At 38.7% G+C, this 20,369-nt stretch carries 19 protein-coding genes; 11 read left to right on the top strand and 8 right to left on the bottom strand.

Annotated features, from left to right (window positions below):
* Positions 1–5: 5 nt before the first annotated feature.
* Positions 6–1,364 (top strand): phosphate regulon sensor histidine kinase PhoR, encoded by a 1,359-nt coding sequence (phoR, locus tag BEN71_RS01145; RefSeq protein WP_068973398.1) that lies wholly within the window; start codon positions 6–8, stop codon positions 1,362–1,364.
* 270 nt (positions 1,365–1,634) lie between these two features.
* Here phoR and asd read toward each other — a convergent pair whose 3' ends face one another.
* The 3 genes from asd to pncB form a co-directional block, all read right to left on the bottom strand.
* Positions 1,635–2,486 carry an archaetidylserine decarboxylase gene (gene asd / locus BEN71_RS01140; RefSeq protein WP_068973397.1) on the bottom strand — a complete coding sequence of 284 codons (852 nt, stop codon included), beginning with the start codon at positions 2,484–2,486 and terminating at the stop codon, positions 1,635–1,637.
* Positions 2,483–3,331, bottom strand: coding sequence for a sulfurtransferase (locus BEN71_RS01135; protein ID WP_068973396.1), 849 nt, complete (start codon positions 3,329–3,331; stop codon positions 2,483–2,485). The genes asd and BEN71_RS01135 overlap by 4 nt, the downstream gene beginning before the upstream one ends.
* Positions 3,332–3,442: 111 nt before the next feature.
* The gene (gene pncB / locus BEN71_RS01130) at positions 3,443–4,651 is read right to left on the bottom strand and encodes a nicotinate phosphoribosyltransferase (protein WP_068973395.1); all 1,209 of its coding nucleotides are present in this window, start codon (positions 4,649–4,651) and stop codon (positions 3,443–3,445) included.
* A gap of 326 nt (positions 4,652–4,977) precedes the next feature.
* Between pncB and BEN71_RS01125 the strand changes: the two genes are divergently transcribed.
* Positions 4,978–5,334: a roadblock/LC7 domain-containing protein gene (locus tag BEN71_RS01125; protein ID WP_068973394.1), complete on the top strand. Its 357-nt coding sequence runs from the start codon at positions 4,978–4,980 to the stop codon at positions 5,332–5,334.
* 102 nt (positions 5,335–5,436) lie between these two features.
* On the opposite strand, the gene BEN71_RS01120 is transcribed toward BEN71_RS01125, so the two are convergent.
* The gene (locus BEN71_RS01120; protein ID WP_068973393.1) at positions 5,437–5,628 is read right to left on the bottom strand and encodes a ribbon-helix-helix domain-containing protein; all 192 of its coding nucleotides are present in this window, start codon (positions 5,626–5,628) and stop codon (positions 5,437–5,439) included.
* 354 nt (positions 5,629–5,982) lie between these two features.
* On the opposite strand from BEN71_RS01120, the gene dtd reads away from it, so the two are divergent.
* Positions 5,983–6,423 (top strand): D-aminoacyl-tRNA deacylase, encoded by a 441-nt coding sequence (dtd, locus tag BEN71_RS01115; protein ID WP_068973392.1) that lies wholly within the window; start codon positions 5,983–5,985, stop codon positions 6,421–6,423.
* Positions 6,424–6,684: 261 nt separating this feature from the next.
* Here the strand turns inward: dtd and BEN71_RS01110 are convergent, their stop codons facing one another.
* From BEN71_RS01110 to serB, 3 genes are all read right to left on the bottom strand, one after another.
* A complete protein-coding gene (locus BEN71_RS01110) occupies positions 6,685–7,170 on the bottom strand; it encodes an SCP2 sterol-binding domain-containing protein (RefSeq protein ID WP_068973391.1) in 486 nt (161 codons plus the stop codon).
* A 210-nt stretch (positions 7,171–7,380) separates the two neighbouring features.
* Positions 7,381–7,695, bottom strand: a complete 315-nt coding sequence (gene aciT, locus BEN71_RS01105; protein ID WP_068973390.1) for a ciprofloxacin tolerance protein AciT — start codon at positions 7,693–7,695, stop codon at positions 7,381–7,383.
* Positions 7,696–8,119: 424 nt separating this feature from the next.
* Entirely contained in the window at positions 8,120–9,340 is a 1,221-nt protein-coding gene (gene serB, locus BEN71_RS01100) for a phosphoserine phosphatase SerB (RefSeq protein ID WP_068973389.1), read from the bottom strand.
* A 77-nt stretch (positions 9,341–9,417) separates the two neighbouring features.
* Between serB and BEN71_RS01095 the strand changes: the two genes are divergently transcribed.
* From BEN71_RS01095 to glmS, 8 genes are all read left to right on the top strand, one after another.
* A complete protein-coding gene (locus BEN71_RS01095; RefSeq protein ID WP_068973388.1) occupies positions 9,418–10,698 on the top strand; it encodes a hypothetical protein in 1,281 nt (426 codons plus the stop codon).
* A 306-nt stretch (positions 10,699–11,004) separates the two neighbouring features.
* Positions 11,005–12,126: a bifunctional 3,4-dihydroxy-2-butanone-4-phosphate synthase/GTP cyclohydrolase II gene (gene ribBA, locus BEN71_RS01090; RefSeq protein ID WP_068973387.1), complete on the top strand. Its 1,122-nt coding sequence runs from the start codon at positions 11,005–11,007 to the stop codon at positions 12,124–12,126.
* A gap of 82 nt (positions 12,127–12,208) precedes the next feature.
* The gene (ribH, locus tag BEN71_RS01085; RefSeq protein ID WP_004718750.1) at positions 12,209–12,679 is read left to right on the top strand and encodes a 6,7-dimethyl-8-ribityllumazine synthase; all 471 of its coding nucleotides are present in this window, start codon (positions 12,209–12,211) and stop codon (positions 12,677–12,679) included.
* A 3-nt stretch (positions 12,680–12,682) separates the two neighbouring features.
* Positions 12,683–13,132 carry a transcription antitermination factor NusB gene (nusB, locus tag BEN71_RS01080; protein WP_068973386.1) on the top strand — a complete coding sequence of 150 codons (450 nt, stop codon included), beginning with the start codon at positions 12,683–12,685 and terminating at the stop codon, positions 13,130–13,132.
* Between the two features lie 11 nt (positions 13,133–13,143).
* The gene (gene thiL, locus BEN71_RS01075) at positions 13,144–14,061 is read left to right on the top strand and encodes a thiamine-phosphate kinase (RefSeq protein ID WP_068973385.1); all 918 of its coding nucleotides are present in this window, start codon (positions 13,144–13,146) and stop codon (positions 14,059–14,061) included.
* A complete protein-coding gene (locus tag BEN71_RS01070) occupies positions 14,039–14,560 on the top strand; it encodes a phosphatidylglycerophosphatase A family protein (protein ID WP_068973384.1) in 522 nt (173 codons plus the stop codon). Before thiL ends, BEN71_RS01070 begins: the two co-directional genes overlap by 23 nt.
* 20 nt (positions 14,561–14,580) lie before the next feature.
* A complete protein-coding gene (gene glmU / locus BEN71_RS01065; RefSeq protein WP_068973383.1) occupies positions 14,581–15,945 on the top strand; it encodes a bifunctional UDP-N-acetylglucosamine diphosphorylase/glucosamine-1-phosphate N-acetyltransferase GlmU in 1,365 nt (454 codons plus the stop codon).
* A gap of 12 nt (positions 15,946–15,957) precedes the next feature.
* Positions 15,958–17,796 carry a glutamine--fructose-6-phosphate transaminase (isomerizing) gene (gene glmS, locus BEN71_RS01060; protein ID WP_068973382.1) on the top strand — a complete coding sequence of 613 codons (1,839 nt, stop codon included), beginning with the start codon at positions 15,958–15,960 and terminating at the stop codon, positions 17,794–17,796.
* A gap of 92 nt (positions 17,797–17,888) precedes the next feature.
* Here the strand turns inward: glmS and BEN71_RS01055 are convergent, their stop codons facing one another.
* On the bottom strand, positions 17,889–20,237 hold the full coding sequence (locus tag BEN71_RS01055) for a glycerophosphodiester phosphodiesterase family protein (RefSeq protein ID WP_068973381.1): 2,349 nt from the start codon (positions 20,235–20,237) through the stop codon (positions 17,889–17,891).
* Between the last annotated feature and the right edge of the window lie 132 nt (positions 20,238–20,369).

The raw sequence follows: 20,369 nt of genomic DNA, 5'->3' as shown, positions 1-20,369 counted from the left end.
TTTCTATGTATGAACCCTACCCCGTCCCAGACCTTGCACGTGAACATAAAAAATTCCGCTATAGCAGTCTGTGGGAGTTTGCTAAACAAGATTTACGTCTACTGGCTTTCTTAATCGTTATCGGTGGATTTATTGGTTTAGGGATCGGGTACTTTTGGATTTGCATCTCCATTGCCTTTGCTATTTTTTTTATGTTTCAGTTGCGCTCTTTATACCTTGTGAATGAGTGGATTTCTAATCGACCTTACGATTCACCACCCAACTTAGAAGGGATTTGGGGCGCACTGCTTTTCAATGTCTATCGTGCTCAACGCCAAGAACGTGTTGTTCAAGCCGAAATGGTTGGGCTCATTGATCGTGCACAATCTTCACTGGTTGCCTTAGCTGAAGCCGTTATTCTTACGGATGAATTACACCAAATTGAATGGTGGAATCCTGCAGCAGAAAGACTACTCGGGATTCAACCTTTGGATCGTGGACGCAATATTCTCACGATTATTCGTCAACCCAGTTTTATTGAATATTTTAATAATATTGACCAATCACCTGATGGAATCAAAATCAAATCATCGGTTTATGAAGAGCACTATGTTCAAATTAAATTGACCAGATTTGGTAGTGAGAGTCGTTTACTCGTCGCTTATGACGTTACACGTGTGCATAACTTAGAACAAATGCGTAAAGATTTCGTCGATAACATTTCGCATGAATTACGTACACCACTGACTGTACTCAGTGGTTATATCGAAACCTTTACCGACCAAGAAGACTTAAATCCACGTTGGAAACGTGCCTTTGAGCAGATGCAATCGCAAACCCGTCGCATGAATGCTTTGGTGAATGATTTATTGCTCTTATCGCGTTTGGAAGGCAATAAGCAAATTGCGAAGAATCAAATCATTGATATGCCAAATTTAATGAATCAATTATTTGATGATGCGCAAGCCTACAATGTCGATTATGGACATACTTTAAACCTCGACATTGACAGTCATTGTGACTTGATTGGTTCCGATGCTGAACTGGCGAGTGCATTTAGTAATTTAATTACCAATGCCATTAAATACACTCCTAAAGGCGGTACAGTGACCATCGGATGGCATGATGATGCTGAGCATGGTTATTTTACTGTTGAAGATACGGGCATCGGCATTGATCCGAAACATATCCCTCGTTTAACCGAACGTTTTTACCGTGTGGATAGTGCGCGTAGCCGTCAAACGGGTGGAACAGGCTTAGGATTGGCGATTGTTAAACACGTACTTATGCAACATGGCGCTTACTTAGAAATTGATTCTAAAGAAAATCAGGGGTCAATATTTAGAGTGGTTTTCCCGAAAGAACGTCTTGATTTTGCAGGATAATGTTCATTAAATTTTCAATATTCAATCCATACTGAATCGGAATATATGCAACTATTCTTAGACTGTGAATTGAATGGTTTTGGCAGTGAAGCTCGTTTATAAGTTCGAGTCGATTCTAAAAATCCACACAATGCTGACGCTCATGTCTTAAAAGCATTTGATGAGAATGCGCTCCATTATAATTTAATGTGATTTTTAAAAATTCAACGAAAAAACACCTTCATTGAGAAGGTGTTTTTAAATTCACTCATTAATATATTTTGAGGAAAATTAAAGCGTATGACCCAAAGCCTCGCCCATCACGACTTCAGAATTTGCCTTAAATTGTGCATCCCAATTCATTTTATCTTGTTCAAATAAAACAATCGCCGTAGAACCTAAATAGAAACGACCGAGTTCAGCACCTTTTTCTAACTTTAATTCGTGATGATTGAGTTCAACACGACCTGTAGGTTTGACCTTACCAGTCGCGACTGTTTCAATGCCCGCAACAATCATCGCGCCGACCAAAACCACTGCCATACGACCCAATTCAGTGTCAAATAAACAGACCATACGCTCATTACGTGCAAACAAACCTGGGATATTTTCAGCAGTGGTTTGATTCACTGAGAACAACTCACCCGGAATATACAAAGTTTCTGTCAAAGTCCCTGCAAATGGGGCATGCACACGATGGTAATCACGTGGTGATAAATAGACTGTCGCAAACTCACCATTGATAAATGGTGCAGCCAATTGTGGATCACCAATTAACTTATCAACTGAAAAGCTTTGACCCTTGGCTTGAAACACATCACCGTTTTCAATTTTACCGAGTTGTGAAATTGCGCCATCTGCGGGTGATACGATACTGGTTGGATCAGCATCAATTTCACGAGTCCCTTCTTTTAACGCGCGGGTAAAAAACTCATTAAATGATTTATATTTTAAAGCATCGGTTTGCTCTGCAATCGAAAGATCAATACCGTATTGCGCTTTAAATGCTTGAATTACGACATTTTTAATGATTGGGTTTTCACTGGCTGCAACTTTACCGACAACACGGCTCAATTGCTGTTGTGGAACGACTTTTTGCGCTTGAATAAAAATTTGTTTTTTTAACTTAGATGTAAGACTCACGCAGGTGATTCTCCAGTAATAATTGGACTGTCAAGGCGATTGCCCCATTCGCTCCACGCGCCATCGTAGGCTTGAATTTTCCAATTCAATAAACGACCTAGAATATAAGCTAAACCTGAACGATGATGTGATTGACAATATACCACTACAGGTTGATCAAATCGAAAGCCCAATTGTTCTAAACGTTGTTGCGTGCGTTCTAATGGATGCAATTTTAAATGATTTTGACGATTAATTGCAGTACTCCACTCAAAATGTCGTGCACTTGGAATGTGACCGCCGCGTCTAGCTGCCAAGCGTTGCCCTGTATATTCTTCTAAAGTCCGACAATCCCAAACTTGAATCGCCTGTTGCTCAATTTTTTCGAGTAATTGATTATATTCAATACGATACTGATCAATATCGGTTAAATTTACCTGTACCAATGGGGTCACTTTCTCAAAAGTTTCTATGTCTGATGAGGTTGGATAGGCTTCTGCCAACCATGCGTGAATGCCACCATTTAGTAGACTGGTATTATAAAAACCTAAACTATGCAGGTTCCAAATGAGACGCCCAGCCCAAGCACCACCTTCATCATCATAGACCACCACATGATGATCTGGGGTGATATTTAGATATTCAACTAAAGCCTTTAAGCCCTCTTCATCAGGCAACAAACCCGAAGCTTGTTCTTCTTGTCGAACCAACAACTGCGGTTTTACATGCAATGCATGCGGAATATGTAACTGTTCATAAACTGAAGTTCGACTTAAATCGATAATACGGATTTTGTCGTGCCCTAAAAACGGCACAAGTTGTTCTGCTTCAATGAGTAATCCGAAGTTAAAGCTTGTAGTTGTCATACAATTTTTCTATTTTAAGACCTTGGACAGTCATGATCTTAGCACAGTGTATTTCAGCAATATGCTGATTTTTCGCATTCTTTTAGCAAAAAATCAGCTATCAATTTTCCATTATTCAACAACTTCTGGTATTTCAAACACCTGACGTAGATATGCCAAGAAAGTGTCATTATCGGTCATGGTTTTACCAGGACTATCTGAAATTTTAGCCACAGACTGTCCATTACATTCTACCAATTTCAACACAATATTAAGCGGTTTTTGCCCCATATCATTGGTGAGATTTGTTCCAATACCAAAACTGACTTGAAAACGATCTTTGAAATATTGATATAACGCCCAAGCTCGTTCGATATCCAAACCATCACTAAAGGTCAGCATTTTAGTTTTTGTATCAATTTTAAGCTTACGATAGTGCTGATACGCTTTATCGCCCCATTCAAATGGGTCACCACTATCATGACGCAAACCATCAAATAACTTGGCAAAATATAAGTCAAAATCACGTAAAAATGCATCCATACCGACCACGTCAGTCAGTGCAATTCCTAAATCACCACGATATTCCTGTACCCAAGTTTCAAGTGCCGATTTTTGGAAATCTCGTAAGCGCACATCTAGCGCTTGAAAAGCTTGTAAAAATTCATGCGCCATTGTCCCAATCGGGAAAATATTTAACTCTTTGGCGATCAATACATTACTAGTACCACGAAATACGTTGGGCACAGCTTTATGGAAAGTCTCTATCACATGACGTTGCCAATCTAAGCTATAACGACGACGCGTCCCAAAATCAGAAACCAAAAGTGGCGGATCATTCGGATTTTGTTCTTTTTCATATTGCTTGAGCAAAGCCACTTTTGCCTGCAGTCGGCATTCACCTTCTGCCAGAACTTCATCGGAACGAATGCGTTGGAAATATAGTTCATTCACAATAGCGAGAACAAAAATTTCAAACATCATCGCTTGAACCATCGGGCCTTCAACCCAAATATCCAGACGACCTTCGCTGTCGACCCCAGCTTTAATAAAGCGGCGTTTTAGTTGGAATAATTCTAAATAATCAACAAAATCACTTTTGATAAAACGCAAACTGCGCAAATAGACCAATTCATCTTCTTTGAATTTTAAGGTACAGAGCAAGTCTAATTGTTCGTTCAAATCATCCAAAATATCCGTCAATGGATATACCGTGTCATCTAAATTTCGACAACGAAAGTGATACACACTATGCGTTTGAGGGAATTTGTGTAAAACCACTTGTAGCATGGTGAATTTATATAAGTCCGTGTCCAACAAAGACTGAATTATTGGTTGCATAGCAAACTCTTTAGATAATCTTGTTCCACTATAAAAAGTAAATCCTTTCTTGCAAATCTAAAATTACGATTTTCAGAAATATTTCACACATTGTTCCATATTTCTATCAATAACGTTTAATTTTCTACTGTTCAAGATAAATAACAGAAAAGAGATTGTTACTAAAATAAAAACATTAACATACTATTATCATATAATATTATTCAATATTTTTTTATTCACTGTGATTGTAATCACATTAGTTTTTAATTATGATTCATCTTAACAAAAATTGTACTTTAATGTTCATAAAAACTATTTACTACCTCGCCTAAAAGGAAACTCAAATGGCAAAATTTAGTTTAAATGCGTTAGTTGATATTGATGGGTTTATTGCTGCTGCATTAGTTGACAGTTCAAGTGGTTTAGCACTTGCAACTGCAGGTTCTGGACTTGATTTGGAGCTTGCTGCTGCTGGTAATACCGAAGTGATTCGGGCAAAGCGCAAAGTTGCTAATGCATTAAATCTACAAGATAAAATCGAAGATGTTTTAATCACTTTGGGCAAGCAATATCACATCTTGCGCCCACTCGATAACAACGATGAATTATTTTTATATTTGGTTTTAGATCGTCAAAAATCAAATCTTGCAATGGCACGCCATGAATTAAAAGCGTTTGAAAAAGGTTTGGATTTCTCTTAATTCATTTATTTGCTTACATAAAATAGCCCTATGCAATAGGGCTACTTTATTTTCACAATCACATGATTTTTTAAACCTAATTTATTGTTAATTTGACATTATTTATCTTGTATTGTCATTCTGAATATTTTGTACTTTCGTTGCATACTCAACCCCATGAGTATTGAGATAATCACGAATTAATTGACGCACAACCTGTGACGGTGTCAAATCCTGACGATGACATAATTCTTCAAATGCTTGCTTTTTAATAGGATCGATTAAGATCGTCAACCTTGCTGTTTTATTTTCCATGTCTTAATCCAATTTTAATTACCATCAAATGATAATATGATTATCATCTTATTTTTTCAAGCAATAGCCTTAACCGCAAAGTATCTGAACAAAATTAAAGCATTACTAGCGTAGCTGAAACTGATTTAAATAACCATATTTTTATTATGGTTTTATTCGTAAATTATCTAATATTCTTAATAATTATTTTTAATATTTTAAACCTCTAATTTTTATAAAATTAATCGCTAAGTATCTAAACTATTCAAACTTAGTTATTTGTAATATCTCTTGATTTTAATTTTATAGAAAATACAAAATGAATGGGATTTGTTAAACTTTAAAAATATATCAACTTTTAACTGTATTTACGAAATGCGCGCATTATTACAAAGAGTTCTTGAAGCCAAAGTGGTTGTCGATGGTGAAACAACGGGTGAAATTCAAAAGGGAATTTTAGTTTTTTTAGGATTGGGCAAAGAAGACAATCTTGAGAAGGGCAAAAAGCTGATTGATAAAATCTTAAAATATCGTTTTTTTGATGATGATCAAGGCAAAATGGGCTGGAATGTCAGCCAAGCCAATGGTGGTTTATTATTGGTTTCTCAATTTACCCTGATGGCACAAACACAGAAAGGCTTACGTCCAGATTTTGGTCCAGCAATGCCCCCTGCTGAAGCGAAAGCACTGTATGAGCAACTCATTGAGTATGCGCAATCACAATTTGAGCATGTACAAACAGGTATTTTTGCCGCAGATATGAAAGTGCACTTGGTCAATGATGGGCCTGTGACCTTTAATTTAGAAGTGGAATAAGCTCATTACTTTATAAAGAGTCGTAAACAAAAAAAGCCCTTATGAGATAGTACTGATCAATAAGAAAAATGATTGGATAAATTCTTAAAATTTTCCCCCCCTCTTTGAAAAAGAGGGGGGGCTTCTTGTTACTAAAATAATTTTTAGTATTGAAAAGCTCCCTCCTTTGGAAAAGGAGGGTTGGGGTGGATTCAAGAATTCTTAATTGACTAGCATTACGTATGAAAGGCTTTTTTTAGAACTAAACTCTAAATCAAATTATTAAAACGATTTACCTGTCTTTTCTTTTAAGAACTGACGCGCCAATTTAATTTTATCTTTGACTGGCTTTGGTACTTTAGGTGGAATCAATTTCGCCACTTGGTTAAACCATACCAATAAACTGAAATCACCTTCCATCTTGATCGTGCCATTCTGCATACCCGTCATAAATGCAGTTGGGTCACCTTTAACCAAAGTTTTTACACCTTGCTCACTATCAGCAAATTGCAAAACAAAATCCGCTTTTTCTTCAGCACCAGAAACTGTTTCAATTTGACCATTGTTGACAATAATCTGGCGAGCCACACCCAAGTCTGTACCAATTTGAATACGGAACTGACGATCATGGGTTAATTCAATAAATTTTGGACTAGTACGTGCCAATTGCTTCATACGAAGAGATAAACCCAATACAAGTAAATCCAGCGGATCTGTACTTGCATCAACGATTGGTAGCTTCACAACTGGAATTGCAGAGAGTTTCATGACATTAAAGCCTGTTGTATTTTAAATTAGATTTGAATTTGTTCATCCTAGCATAACTTGTCATTTATTCGACATGGCTTTTGGAACAAAGTATAAGCTGAAAAAAAGGTATACCATTTTGATATACCTTTAAATGTCTAAATTGAATTTTTTCGTGTAATTAAAGTCATTGTGATTGTTTATAAATTTTCAGAAAACTTAGAACACAACTCATTCATCATCATACACTGGAGTATGTTCAATATATTGGCGATTTGCCAATGCTTTTTGCGCGCGATTATCTTCACGTAACAACAACACAATCAAAGCAGACATCGCTAACATGATCGCAGTTAAATAACTATATGCCATCGAAATGTCGAAAACATTTTGTACGCTATAACGAATCGCTTCGAGCGTCGCCCAAAACAGCATTCCAGCAAACATAAAACCTAACCAATGACGGTAAGGGGAAAAGAAAACAGTAGCCAACGCTGCAGCAATCAGACCGAATCCAATAAGAGTTGCAAATGTCGCTGATACCATAAGAACCTCCGTCACAATAATGTCTTTCAAAAACCGTCTAAATGGTGTTTCACAACACAACAAGCTTTATAATTTTTCTTTAATCATCTTAGAAAGCTTATGTTTTGCATTATGTCGTGTTTTTAACAGAAGAAAAGCGCTGTTTTCACTCCAAACGACATACTTTGTCGCAACATTCATTTGTCATTACATTTTTTAAGAATCATGTTTTTCGTAGAATCTAATCACCATCAATCTTGGCGTGTCATTACAAAAAAATACACACAGTTTTTAAACATAAAAAAACTTTTTTAAGTTCGAAATGAATATTTTTACTGGTCTGTTTAAAAGTGATACAACCACCATGATGTGTTTAATTTACATACAAAAATAGCGGCTGATTCGCCGCTATTTTGTCATCGTTTTGCAATATATCGTTTACAGATTATGCACGACTTAAATCTTTATCATGTACGCCGAGCAGATACAAAACACCATCTAAACCGACGCTCGAAATCGCTTGATTGGCATTTTGACGAACCAAAGGTTTAGCACGGAAAGCAACACCTAAACCTGCGATCGAAAGCATAGGTAAATCGTTTGCACCATCCCCTACTGCAATCGCTTGTTCAGGTGAAATACCCATTTTTTCAGCCAATTGAGTCAATAGGAACGCTTTACGCGCACCATCCACAATATGACCTTGAACTTCACCCGTCACCACACCATTTTCAACATCGAGAATATTGGCATGCACTTCGTCAATGCCCAATTTCTCTTGCAGATACTCAGCGAAGTATTGGAAGCCACCAGATAAAATCGCAGTTTTATAACCCAAAGATTTCAGTGTTGAAATTAAACGTTCAGCACCTTCTGTAATGGTTAAGCGTTCTGCAATTTTCGGTAATACCGCAGCATCTAAGCCTTTTAACAATGCAACACGGGCACGGAAGCTTTGTTGGAAATCCAACTCACCTTGCATGGCACGTTCAGTAATTTCAGCAACTTGATCACCAACGCCAGCTTCTTTAGCGAGCTCGTCAATCACTTCTTGCTCAATCAATGTGGAATCCATATCAAAGCAAACAAGGCGACGGTTACGACGGTAAGCATTATCCTCTTGAACCGCAACATCAATACTAGATTCAGCTGAAAGGCGTAAACATGCTGCACGCATCGCTTGGGCATCAAGCATCTGCCCTTTCAAACCGAACTGAACACAAGAACGTTTAGGTCCTTCATTTTGCCCATCACGTTCTGGACGACCTGATAACCGAGTAACGGTTTCGATATTGAAACCTTGACTCGATACAATATTGGTCACTGCTTGTAAATGCGCAGCGGTTAATTCGGGTGCTAAAGCCGTCACGATATAACGGGTTTGCCCACCTTCACTCACCCACTGATCATATTCTGCCCCTGAAATCGGTTTAAAACGAACTGTTAAACCAATATCATGTGCTAAAATAAGGATGTCTTTCATTGCTAAAGCTGTTGCAGTTTGATCGTTTGACGAAACTACAATACCTAAAGTCAATTGATTATGGATAACCGCCTGCCCTACATCTAATATTTGCAAAGAATGTACGGACAACACTTGCATTAATCGAGTAAACTGATTGGGTTGGTCAGGTCCTAAAAATGAAATAAGAATGATTTCTCGCATGAATTGACTCGGGTCTGAGCTACAACAATTGTTAGAATCATAATCGAAATCGAAAATTTTTGCTTTGGAAGTTTACGTTGAATGCGCCAAGACAAGGGCTATTTGCTAGCCTACTCATTGTAAGTTTTGCATTTCATACCTTTTTATTGGTAGTTGCAACAACACATCAGTTAAATGAAAACCGTGCCAGTCAAGGTCAACTCATGACCAGTCAGCTGGTGACAGACAGCTTATCTGAACTTGAACCTGCCAATACAGTTTCATTGGCATTGCTTGCAAATCGCTATGCGACCAATCCAAGTGTGGCATCGATTCGTATTCTTGATTCAAAAAAACAGGTACTTGCGACCAGTGGCATGGCAAAAACCCGCCAAGGTGAGATTTTTGTCCGTGATGCATTACAGAATGAAAAGAATGTCGGTACAGTTGAAATTACTCTGATTAAGCCAAGTATTGGTGAAATTCTGCGTACTCAATGGCTCGCTATTTTGGTGTCATTCCTCATTCATGCTTTCTTATGGTTAGCTTATCGTGCCATTGCTCGTCCGACGCGTAGCGAATTTTTAGCGCGTATGAATCATGAAGCTCGTTTAAAACATGAGATTCAGCAACTCACCGAAGCCCTAGAAGCTGAAAAAGCTAATCACACCATTGCGATGGCACAAGCTCAGCAACAGGCTCAAGTGAAAGCAAAACCTGAACCTAAAGTTTTGGTCACTACACCAACAGAAAACGATCGTGAAGTGATTGCACTGAACATTCAATATTACGATCCAAAACAATTGATGAATACGGTCAATCAATCTGTGTCATTGCCCTATTTTAATTTATGTCAGATTTTCTTAAATAAAAGCATTGAATTATGTGCGCAACATTTCAAATTAAATTCTAAAGATTTCACTGTGCACCAAGAATTTAATCAAAATGGTGCTTTGGTTAGCATCGACGCTGAAAAGCCCAATGCAGCTCAATCCATTTTAATGATTGGCTCGGTCTTTCAACTTTTATCTGAAGTGCTGTATAAACGTTATCGTGAAGATAAGCGTTTCGTTCTTCAAACCCGTTGTGCTGTGACCAATTCGGTTGAAGCAATGCAATTGGATGCTTTAGAAGCTGCAGATCGTTTGGTGAATCATCTGATTGCCAAAGAAATGGCATTGTATTTAAGCAACGATCAACTCAAACATATCGATGAATGTTATCAATTGGTTGCATTACCAAATCCAACCAATGTACTGACACGTCATTCATTTATGATCAATGGGATGAACAATGATTGCGCTGAACTTGCACAGTCTATTCGTACTGAGATTTTAAAAGGTAAAAAGAATTCAACAGCGTCTGAATCTACCTCATAAAATAAATCGATCGTGCCAAAGCCCTCAACATTTTAATTGCTTGAGGGCTTTTTTATTGTGAGAAATATCTATTACGAGAAATTTCTCATAAGTTAATCTTAAATTTATCGCTATGAATGTTGAAACTTTATACAAAATTAACTCAAATCAATTTTTCTTCTCTTTTCATACCCCTACAAGCTTGTGTATAACTATGTAGCGCAAAGGAAGATGATTAACATAGGCAAAATACGTAAAAACACGTAAACTATGTGCCGAATCAATTAAACGAAAATGTCATACGACAGAACAAAAAGGTGAAGGTTGATGCCGCTCAATACCGTTGAAGAGCTTGTAGCAGACATCCGTGCAGGGAAAATGGTTATCCTGATGGATGATGAAGATCGTGAAAATGAAGGCGATTTAGTCATTGCTGCAACACACGTACGTCCTGAAGACATCAACTTTATGATCACCCATGCTCGTGGTCTAGTTTGTTTAACTTTAAGCCGTGAACGCTGTAAACAACTCGATTTGCCATTAATGGTAGATAGCAATGGTGCACAACACGGTACAAATTTCACGCTTTCAATTGAAGCAGCAAACGGTATTTCTACGGGTATTTCACCGGCAGAACGTGCACATACCATTCAAACAGCAGTCGCTGCGCATGCAAAACCTGCTGACATCGTGCAACCCGGTCATATTTTCCCATTGATGGCTCAACCTGGTGGTGTATTACATCGCGCAGGTCATACTGAAGCTGGCTGTGATTTATCACGTTTGGCGGGTCTAGAACCTGCTTCTGTCATTTGCGAAATTATCAATGAAGATGGTTCGATGGCACGTCGTCCAGACCTTGAAGTATTTGCAGAAAAGCATGGTTTAAAAATTGGTACGATTGCGGATTTGATTCATTATCGTATGACCAATGAGCAAACTGTTGAACGCATTGATCAACAAAGCATCGACACAGAATACGGTACTTTTGAACTATACCGTTATCGCGAAATTGGTAATCCAGATATTCATTTGGCCTTAGTCAAAGGCGAGCCTAAAGAAGGCGTGACCACTGTTCGTGTACATGGTTTTAATCCTGCACGTGACTTGCTCAAATTGAATAAGCAAGATGGTGAAGCAGCTTGGAACTTGGACAAAGCACTTAAGACGGTTGCTGAAAGTGATCGTGGTGTTTTAGTCTGGATTGGTCAACGTCATCTGACAGACCTCGGTCCTGCACTTGAAAACCTAGGCAAGCCAAAACCAACCAAATCAAATGCTGCACTTTCACAACAATATCAAACCATTGGTGTGGGTGCACAAATTTTACGTGATCTTGGTGTAGAGAAAATGAAGCTTCTCAGCTCACCATTACGTTTTAATGCATTATCAGGCTTTAATTTAGAAGTGGTGGAATACATCACTGCTGACAACAAAACAGCGCAATAATTTTTTGATCGCCCCTACTTCTTTTTTATGAAATAAGTAGCGGTGAATAAATAACTTCACTATTAAATACATCGAGGTTGCTATGGCGATTCGCCGAATTGAAGGTTTATTACATCTCGCAAGCGAAGACCGTTACGCGATTTTAGTTGGTCGTTTTAACAGCTTTGTTGTTGAACATTTATTAGAAGGTGCAATTGATACATTGCATCGCCATGGTGTAAGCGACGATAATATCACTGTCGTTCATGCACCAGGTGCATGGGAACTACCTGTAGTCGCTAAAAAATTAGCTGCCTCTGGTAAATTCGATGCAGTCATCGCACTTGGCGCAGTGATTCGTGGTAGTACACCACATTTCGACTTCGTTGCAGGTGAATGTGCTAAAGGTTTAGGTGTAGTTGGTTTAGACACTGGCTTACCTGTAATCAATGGCGTATTGACGACTGACAGTATTGAACAGGCGATTGAACGCTCTGGTACAAAAGCAGGTAATAAAGGTGGTGAAGCTGCCCTTACTGCTATTGAAATGGTTAACCTGTTAAAGGCAATTTAAAGCATGTCGCAAACACTCCAAGCTACTTATGCAGCAAAACGTAAAGCTCGTCGTTTTGCTGTACAAGGGATTTATGAATGGCAAATGAGCCACAACCCAGTGCATGAAATCGAAGCACGTACACGTGCTGACAATGCGATGCATAAAGTGGATCTCGGCTATTATCATGAGTTGCTCACTGCTGTGATTGCAAATCATGAAGCATTGGATGCTTTACTGATTCCAGTTCTAGATCGTGAGATCGAAGCATTGGATGGTGTCGAACTTGCTACATTACGTTTAGGCGCGTATGAACTCAAGGATCATCTTGAAATCCCATACCGTGTCGTACTTGATGAAGCCATTGAACTGGCAAAACACTTCGGTGGTGCAGACAGTCACAAATACATCAATGGTGTATTAGACCGTTTAGCAACGAGCCTCCGTGATGCAGAAAAGCAACAAGCGAAATAAGTTGTTTTTACATGGCTGAGTTTTCAATTATTGAAACCTATTTCAATCGTCGAAATAATACTGACGTAGATTTGGGGGTCGGCGATGACTCAGCCCTGCTCACCCCTCCGCGAAATCATCAGCTGGTGATTTGTGCAGATACTTTGGTCGCTGGACGACATTTCCCGCTCGATACATCCCCACATGCCATTGGCTGGAAATCTGTTGCTGTCAATTTATCTGACATTGCTGCAATGGGAGCCAAACCACACAGTATTCTTCTGGCATTGAGCCTACCCCAAATTGATCATGACTGGCTGAAAGATTTTAGTCAGGGTTTATATGATTGTTGCGATCAATTTGGGGTACGTTTAATTGGTGGCGATACCACGCAAAGTCCACATTTGACCCTCAGTGTGACAGCACTCGGTTGGATTGAAACAGGCAAAGCTGTGACACGTTCAGGTGCACAAGTTGGTGATCTGATTGTGGTCAGTGGTTCAGTTGGCGATGCAGCTTTTGCTTTGCAACATTTAGGTCATCCATTACAACAACGCTTAGACTACCCAACTCCACGCTGTGAATTAGGCAACATGCTTAAGGGTTTAGCCTCAAGTATGATTGACGTTTCAGATGGTTTAGCTCAAGATTTAGGCCATATATTAAATGCATCTGATGTCGGTGCAAAAATTCAGCTAGATCAACTCCCTATTAATAATGCTTTAAGGGATTTAGATAACAATCAGCGATGGAAATATGCCTTAGCGGGTGGTGATGATTATGAGTTATGCTTTACAATAACAATGCAAAACTACCAAAAACTTTTGCAATTACAGCCGAATGTAAAAACTACAATCATCGGTGAAATTACTCAACAACGCGGATTAGTCTTTGAAAAAGATGGCTTAGATCATCCTCTTCATTTAAATGGATATCAACATTTTGCATAAACCTCCAATCGTCTTTAAAAATATGACTTGGGCTGAACGTTGCATCGTCTTTTGTGGTGTAGGTTTTGGTTCTGGTTTAGCACCTAAAGCGCCAGGTACGTTTGGTTCAGCATTCGCCTTATTATTCGTTCCCATTTGGCTTGCAATTGGTTTTTATGCCTCCATTTTAGCGATATTGATCATGTCACTGGTCGGAATTTGGATTTGTGGCAAAACAGCTGACATCATCCATGTACATGATGATGGGCGTATTGTTTGGGATGAATTTGCAGGACAATCAATCACCCTTCTTCCTCTGATTTATTTTGGACAAATGAGCTGGATTTGGGTATTGGCCGGTTTTGCATTGTTCCGTTTATTTGATGTTTGGAAACCTTGGCCAATTCGTGTCATTGATCAAAAAGTCGATGGTGGCTTTGGCATCATGTTCGATGACATTATTGCAGGCTTCTGGGCAGCGATTTGTATACTGATTTATTTATATTTTAATATGGCTTAAGCCAAACTCTAGGGTGTGTTATGTCAACGACGGTGATCATTCTTGCTGCAGGTAAAGGTACGCGTATGCGTTCTAGCTTACCGAAGGTACTTCAACCTTTAGCAGGTCGTCCTTTACTTGGTCATGTGATTGAAACAGCAAAACAATTACAAGCAAAAAATATTATAACAATCTTTGGTCACGGCGGTGATCTAGTTCAAAATGCCTTTGCCAACGAAAATGTAGAATGGGTTGAACAAACAGAACAACTCGGTACAGGCCATGCCGTTAAAGTGACTTTGCCTGTATTACCACAAGATGGAATTTCCCTGATTCTGTCAGGTGATGTACCTTGTGTACAGCAAAGCACCTTGCAAAAATTAGTCGATGCCTCTACTGCAACAGGTATTGGTCTAGTCACTTTAACCTTGGATGATTCAACAGGTTACGGTCGTATTGTACGCAAAGACGGTAAAATTCAAGCCATTGTTGAACATAAAGATGCTTCAGAAGAACAGCGTCAAATCAAAGAAATTAACACAGGAATCTACTGTGTCAGCAATGCCAAATTGCATGAATGGTTGCCTAAACTCAGCAATGATAATGCGCAAGGTGAATATTACCTGACCGATATCGTGGCAATGGCTTTGGCAGATGGGATGGAAATCGCTTCGATTCAACCTGAACTTGCTTTTGAAGTTGAAGGTGTCAATGACCGCATTCAACTTGCTGCTTTAGAACGCGAATTTCAAAATTATCAAGCAAAGAAATTAATGCAACAAGGAGTGCATTTAATAGACCCTTCTCGTTTTGACTTACGTGGTCAACTCAATGTCGGTCAAGATGTACGAATCGACATCAATGTCATCATCGAAGGTGTTTGTGAATTTGGTGACAATGTTGAAATTGGTGCAGGCTGTGTGATTAAAAATACCAAAATTGCTGCAGGTACTAAAGTTCAACCGTATAGCGTGTTTGACAATGCTGTTGTCGGTGAAAATGTACAAATTGGTCCATTTGCCCGCTTACGTCCTGGTGCAAAACTGGCGAATGAAGTACATATCGGTAACTTTGTAGAAGTGAAAAATACTTCGATTGGTCATGCATCGAAAGCCAACCATTTTGCCTACTTAGGTGATGCAGAAATCGGTGCTGAGTCGAATATTGGTGCAGGTACCATTACCTGTAACTATGATGGTGCCAATAAACACAAAACGATCATTGGTGACAATGCTTTTGTCGGCACTAATAACTCATTGGTTGCCCCTGTAAAAATTGGCAATGGTGCAACAACAGGTGCAGGCTCAGTAATTACGCATGATGTTGCTGACAATAGCCTTGCATTTGAACGTGCAAAACAAATTTCTAAAGAAAATTATCAACGTCCCCAAAAGACTACGAAATAAGAGGATATAACGATGTGCGGAATTGTTGGTGGCGTTGCTGAACGTAGCATTACAAATATTTTAATCGAAGGCTTAAAACGCCTTGAATACCGTGGTTATGACTCTGCTGGTGTTGCATTGGTCGATCATGGTCAAATTTTACGTGAACGTCGTGTCGGTAAAGTTGCAAACCTTGAACAAGCGGTTTCTGAGTCTAATATTTTAGGTTCTTTGGGGATCGCACATACCCGTTGGGCGACCCATGGTAAACCAACTGAAAATAATGCGCACCCGCATATTTCAAGTAATGTAGCTGTAGTTCATAATGGTATTATCGAAAATTATCAAGAGCTTAAAGACGATCTCGAAGCCCTTGGTTATGTGTTTACCTCACAGACTGATACAGAAGTGGTTGCACATTTAGTGCATGAAGCTTTGAAATCTACACCTGATCTACTCAAAGCAGTTGAACAAGTGGTTCCACAACTCAAAGGTGCGTATGCCTTAGGTATCGTACATACTGATCATCCAGATGAATTGATCGCGGTGCGTGAAGGATCGCCATTGGTCATTGGTTTGGGCATTGGTGAAAACTTCATCAGTTCTGATCAACTCGCACTATTACCTGTGACGAATCGCTTTATGTACCTTGAAGAAGGCGATATTGCACGTTTAACCCGTAGTTCAATTGAAGTATTTGTAAATGGTCAAGCTGTAGAACGCCCAGTCAAAGAGCTAGATGCAACTATAAGTAATGCGTCTAAAGGCGAATATAAGCACTACATGCTTAAAGAAATTTACGAGCAACCAGAAGCCATTCAGCAAACCATTTCCCAAGCTTTAAATGGCAATGCTTTACGTGATGACTTCTTAAAAAATGCAGAGTTAGATTTTAAAAATATTCAGCAAGTACAAGTTCTTGCATGTGGTACCAGTTACCATGCTGGGATGATTGCTAAATATTGGTTAGAGCAGCTGATCGACTTACCTTGCCAAGTCGAAATTGCTAGCGAGTTCCGTTATCGCTCACCAGTGATTGTTGGTAATACGCTTTACGTTTGTATTTCACAATCTGGGGAAACTGCGGATACTTTAGCTGCACTACGTGATACTCAAAAGCGTGCTAAAGCAAAAGGCTTAAATATCAGTACGATGACCATTTGTAATGTTGCAACATCATCAATGGTACGTGAAACTAATCACCATTTATTGACGCTTGCAGGTCCTGAAATTGGTGTGGCTTCTACTAAAGCATTTACCACCCAACTTGCAGCATTAATGTTGCTGACTCTAAAATTAGGTCAAGTGAAGCAAACAATTTCTGAAGAACGAATTACAGAAATCACCTCAGCTTTATGGCACTTGCCAAAAGTCATTTTGGATACATTGCAAGGTGATAAAGCTATTTTACGTCTTTCTGAACTGTTTAAAGAAAAGCAACATTGCCTATTCTTAGGTCGTGGCACAGAGTTCCCGATTGCACTTGAAGGTGCATTGAAATTAAAAGAGATTTCATATATCCATGCAGAAGGTTATGCTGCGGGTGAACTGAAGCATGGTCCACTTGCATTAGTAGACAATGACATGCCTGTAGTAATTCTTGCACCGAAAGATGACATGTTAGATAAACTCAAATCAAACATGGAAGAAGTACAAGCACGTGGTGGCGAATTATTTGTTTTCGCGGATGAAAACAGTGGAATCAAAAACCAAGACCGTCAACATGTCGTGCATGTACCGACTGTAAATACTTGGTTAGCACCAATTGTTTATAGTGTTCCAGTTCAGTTGCTTTCTTATCATGTTGCAGTACTTCGTGGTACAGATGTTGACCAACCACGAAATCTCGCAAAATCCGTAACTGTAGAATAATCAATAACTTATACCAATTTATTTGTATAGGAGAGCACTTTTAAGTGCTCTCCTTGCTATTTTAAATCACATACAAACCAACTGTATCTCTTCTATTTCACCGTAACTTTCACAGGTGTAGAAAAAATTTGATAATAATTCTGTGCATCCATTTGATATTTATAACCCGCCAAAATATAAGCAGTTCCTTTCTCTAGAAAATACAACTGACCATTTTTAAACTCATATTGTGGCGAACCCGCTAAAACAACAAAATGATCCGTCACTTCATTCAATTCTTGACCATCCTGTTGTTTTAATTCTACATTCATAGATACAGGGTTCCCCCTTTGAACTTGAGCACTTTTCGGTGCTTGAATATCAACGATGTATTTAGAATAAAGCTGTGATGAATTAGTGGTAATCCCATAAGTCCCTGCAATATAGAGTTTCTTAAAGGTTTCCGCATCTAAAGCCCAAGGCCAAAAACTAATACCACGATGTTTAGTATTTTCCAAAAGAGCAACTAAATCTGCACGATACGCTGGATTATAGGTCGAATTATATTTTTGAACATCTGCATTAATCTGTTTGGCATTGGCTAAAACACTGCGGCTATTTGGCATATTTCCAACCAATAAACCTCGAGAAATCTCTGGAATTTGAGACTGAGCTCGCGCAACTTGAGCCGTATTAAATGAAGTCGTTACCACCTGATTTTCAACTTGGTATTTTTTAATTTCTTCCTGCATTTTAGGAACTAAAGCAGGGTTAGCACTTTTCATTTCAATCATTAATACAAAGTTAGGATTTTTTTTAAATGCTGAAAAATATTCGGCTAAGGTTGGGATTTGATAGCCTTTATTTTTGGTTTTTAGTTGTTTTACTTGAGCAAGTGTCATCTCCTCAATCTTGCCCGTTGCAGTTGTCGTACGATCAACCGTCGCATCATGCATCACTACAAGTTGTTGATCTTTAGTCAAATAAATATCATTTTCAACAATATCAGCTCCCAATACTACCGCATGTTTGGTACTTTCTAAGGTATTTTCATCTTCTAAATCAGGAACCCCACGATGCCCAATAATAAAAGGTTTGCGTAATAACGTATTTTTTGGAAATTGCTGTAAAACTTGCGTGAACAAAGGACTCTGCGTCGTGATCACACCATTCACGCCAGACGTTAAAATATAAGCTACATCCTGTACTTGGCTGGTGGAAGACTTCATCCACACGGTCATCAAATGCCGTTGAATAAAACTGATACTGGATTTATTGGCTAGGTTTTCTGGCAATATCACGATTCGTGCATAGGCTTGATTGGTACGTCGTAAAATATTAGATAATGTTTGCTGATTATCTTTTAATTTTTCGGCACTTAGATCTAAAGTGGTACGGACTTGAGGGACCAGTTGATGAGCCGATTTCAAAATCTCTTCATTCTTTGACAATAAGGTAATGTCGCTAATGTCTTGTGTTTTTGAGAATAATTTTAAAGCCTCTAGAACCTGAATATCTTTGACTTCTAATACAGCAATAGTTTGACGTTTTGGATTGTTGAGATAGTGTTGCAAATGTTCTACAAGCTGTCCCGCTTGATCAATTAAGTTTAAATTGGCATCAAGTTGATAATACTGTTGATTGGCAATATTCATTGCACTATTTGCACTAACAATCGTCTGAATAATGGTCGGGGCTAAACCGACATTGCTCGGAATATCTTGAACTTGTGATGCTTTATTTTTTAATTCTGGCAAGGCACTTACTTGTTCAGAAACGTGTAGTTTTTTAATTTTAAGAATTAAGCCCGTCGCTGAAAAACCGATTCCACCTTTGGCAGATAATTTCTCAATTTCAGTGTCTTGCATGAGTTGATTATTTAAATAATGTTGTACACGTTGTCCAGAAACCACAATACTTGCTTTATACCACTGATTTGGATGTATATTTTCAGAATAGCCTTTGGTTTCAATCACATCCCATGAACCATTACTTTTACGGCGACCAAATTCAGTCCCATTTTTTGCAGACGTATCAGCACGTAGTGTAAATTGATAATAACTGTTCGGAATCACACCCTGCGTTTCTGTCACATCATAGATCACACTGCCCCAACGTGAACGATTCACAGGTTGGTCTAAAGTGAATTCAAAATCAATGCGATAATTTTGTTGTTTTTCTAAATTTTGTGGCAATAGAATTGTGGTTGGTGCTGAGGCATTGGCACGACCATCGATGTTTAATGTGCCATTTTCCACATGAACAGTGCCTGGATTATTACCAGGAATCCGCCAACCCGTCGGAATGGATTGTTGCTGTGCAAAGTTTTGTTGATATAACGTTTTGAACGGTGCTGTGGTTTGACTCGTTTGAACGCGTGAAGTTATGTTTGTAGATACTTCAGCATGGCTGATCATCGGTAGCGTAAATAATACAGCCAAAGTTAAAGCAGATAATTTCATAACATGTCTATTCATTTAAAATGCCCATTAATCCCAATGAACTGTTTTTAGATGAAATCAGCCTAATTCAAATTTTAGCCATATTTTAAACCTTTCTGTGACCTTCGACAAAGAATCCTGCTTAGAAATTTT

It is taken from the genome of Acinetobacter wuhouensis, assembly GCF_001696605.3.
GTDB classification, from domain to species: domain Bacteria; phylum Pseudomonadota; class Gammaproteobacteria; order Pseudomonadales; family Moraxellaceae; genus Acinetobacter; species Acinetobacter wuhouensis.
Note: the sequence above shows the minus strand (reverse complement) of the source record. Positions and strands in the feature narration are given on the sequence as shown.

Coding starts and splice junctions, on each gene's coding strand:
- phoR (WP_068973398.1), top strand. CDS start 6: ATGTATGAACCCTACCCCGTCCCAGACCTTGCACGTGAACATAAAAAA.
- BEN71_RS01135 (WP_068973396.1), bottom strand. CDS start 3,331: ATGACAACTACAAGCTTTAACTTCGGATTACTCATTGAAGCAGAACAA.
- pncB (WP_068973395.1), bottom strand. CDS start 4,651: ATGCAACCAATAATTCAGTCTTTGTTGGACACGGACTTATATAAATTC.
- BEN71_RS01125 (WP_068973394.1), top strand. CDS start 4,978: ATGGCAAAATTTAGTTTAAATGCGTTAGTTGATATTGATGGGTTTATT.
- BEN71_RS01120 (WP_068973393.1), bottom strand. CDS start 5,628: ATGGAAAATAAAACAGCAAGGTTGACGATCTTAATCGATCCTATTAAA.
- dtd (WP_068973392.1), top strand. CDS start 5,983: ATGCGCGCATTATTACAAAGAGTTCTTGAAGCCAAAGTGGTTGTCGAT.
- BEN71_RS01110 (WP_068973391.1), bottom strand. CDS start 7,170: ATGAAACTCTCTGCAATTCCAGTTGTGAAGCTACCAATCGTTGATGCA.
- aciT (WP_068973390.1), bottom strand. CDS start 7,695: ATGGTATCAGCGACATTTGCAACTCTTATTGGATTCGGTCTGATTGCT.
- serB (WP_068973389.1), bottom strand. CDS start 9,340: ATGCGAGAAATCATTCTTATTTCATTTTTAGGACCTGACCAACCCAAT.
- ribBA (WP_068973387.1), top strand. CDS start 11,005: ATGCCGCTCAATACCGTTGAAGAGCTTGTAGCAGACATCCGTGCAGGG.
- ribH (WP_004718750.1), top strand. CDS start 12,209: ATGGCGATTCGCCGAATTGAAGGTTTATTACATCTCGCAAGCGAAGAC.
- nusB (WP_068973386.1), top strand. CDS start 12,683: ATGTCGCAAACACTCCAAGCTACTTATGCAGCAAAACGTAAAGCTCGT.
- thiL (WP_068973385.1), top strand. CDS start 13,144: ATGGCTGAGTTTTCAATTATTGAAACCTATTTCAATCGTCGAAATAAT.
- BEN71_RS01070 (WP_068973384.1), top strand. CDS start 14,039: ATGGATATCAACATTTTGCATAAACCTCCAATCGTCTTTAAAAATATG.
- glmU (WP_068973383.1), top strand. CDS start 14,581: ATGTCAACGACGGTGATCATTCTTGCTGCAGGTAAAGGTACGCGTATG.
- glmS (WP_068973382.1), top strand. CDS start 15,958: ATGTGCGGAATTGTTGGTGGCGTTGCTGAACGTAGCATTACAAATATT.
- BEN71_RS01055 (WP_068973381.1), bottom strand. CDS start 20,237: ATGAAATTATCTGCTTTAACTTTGGCTGTATTATTTACGCTACCGATG.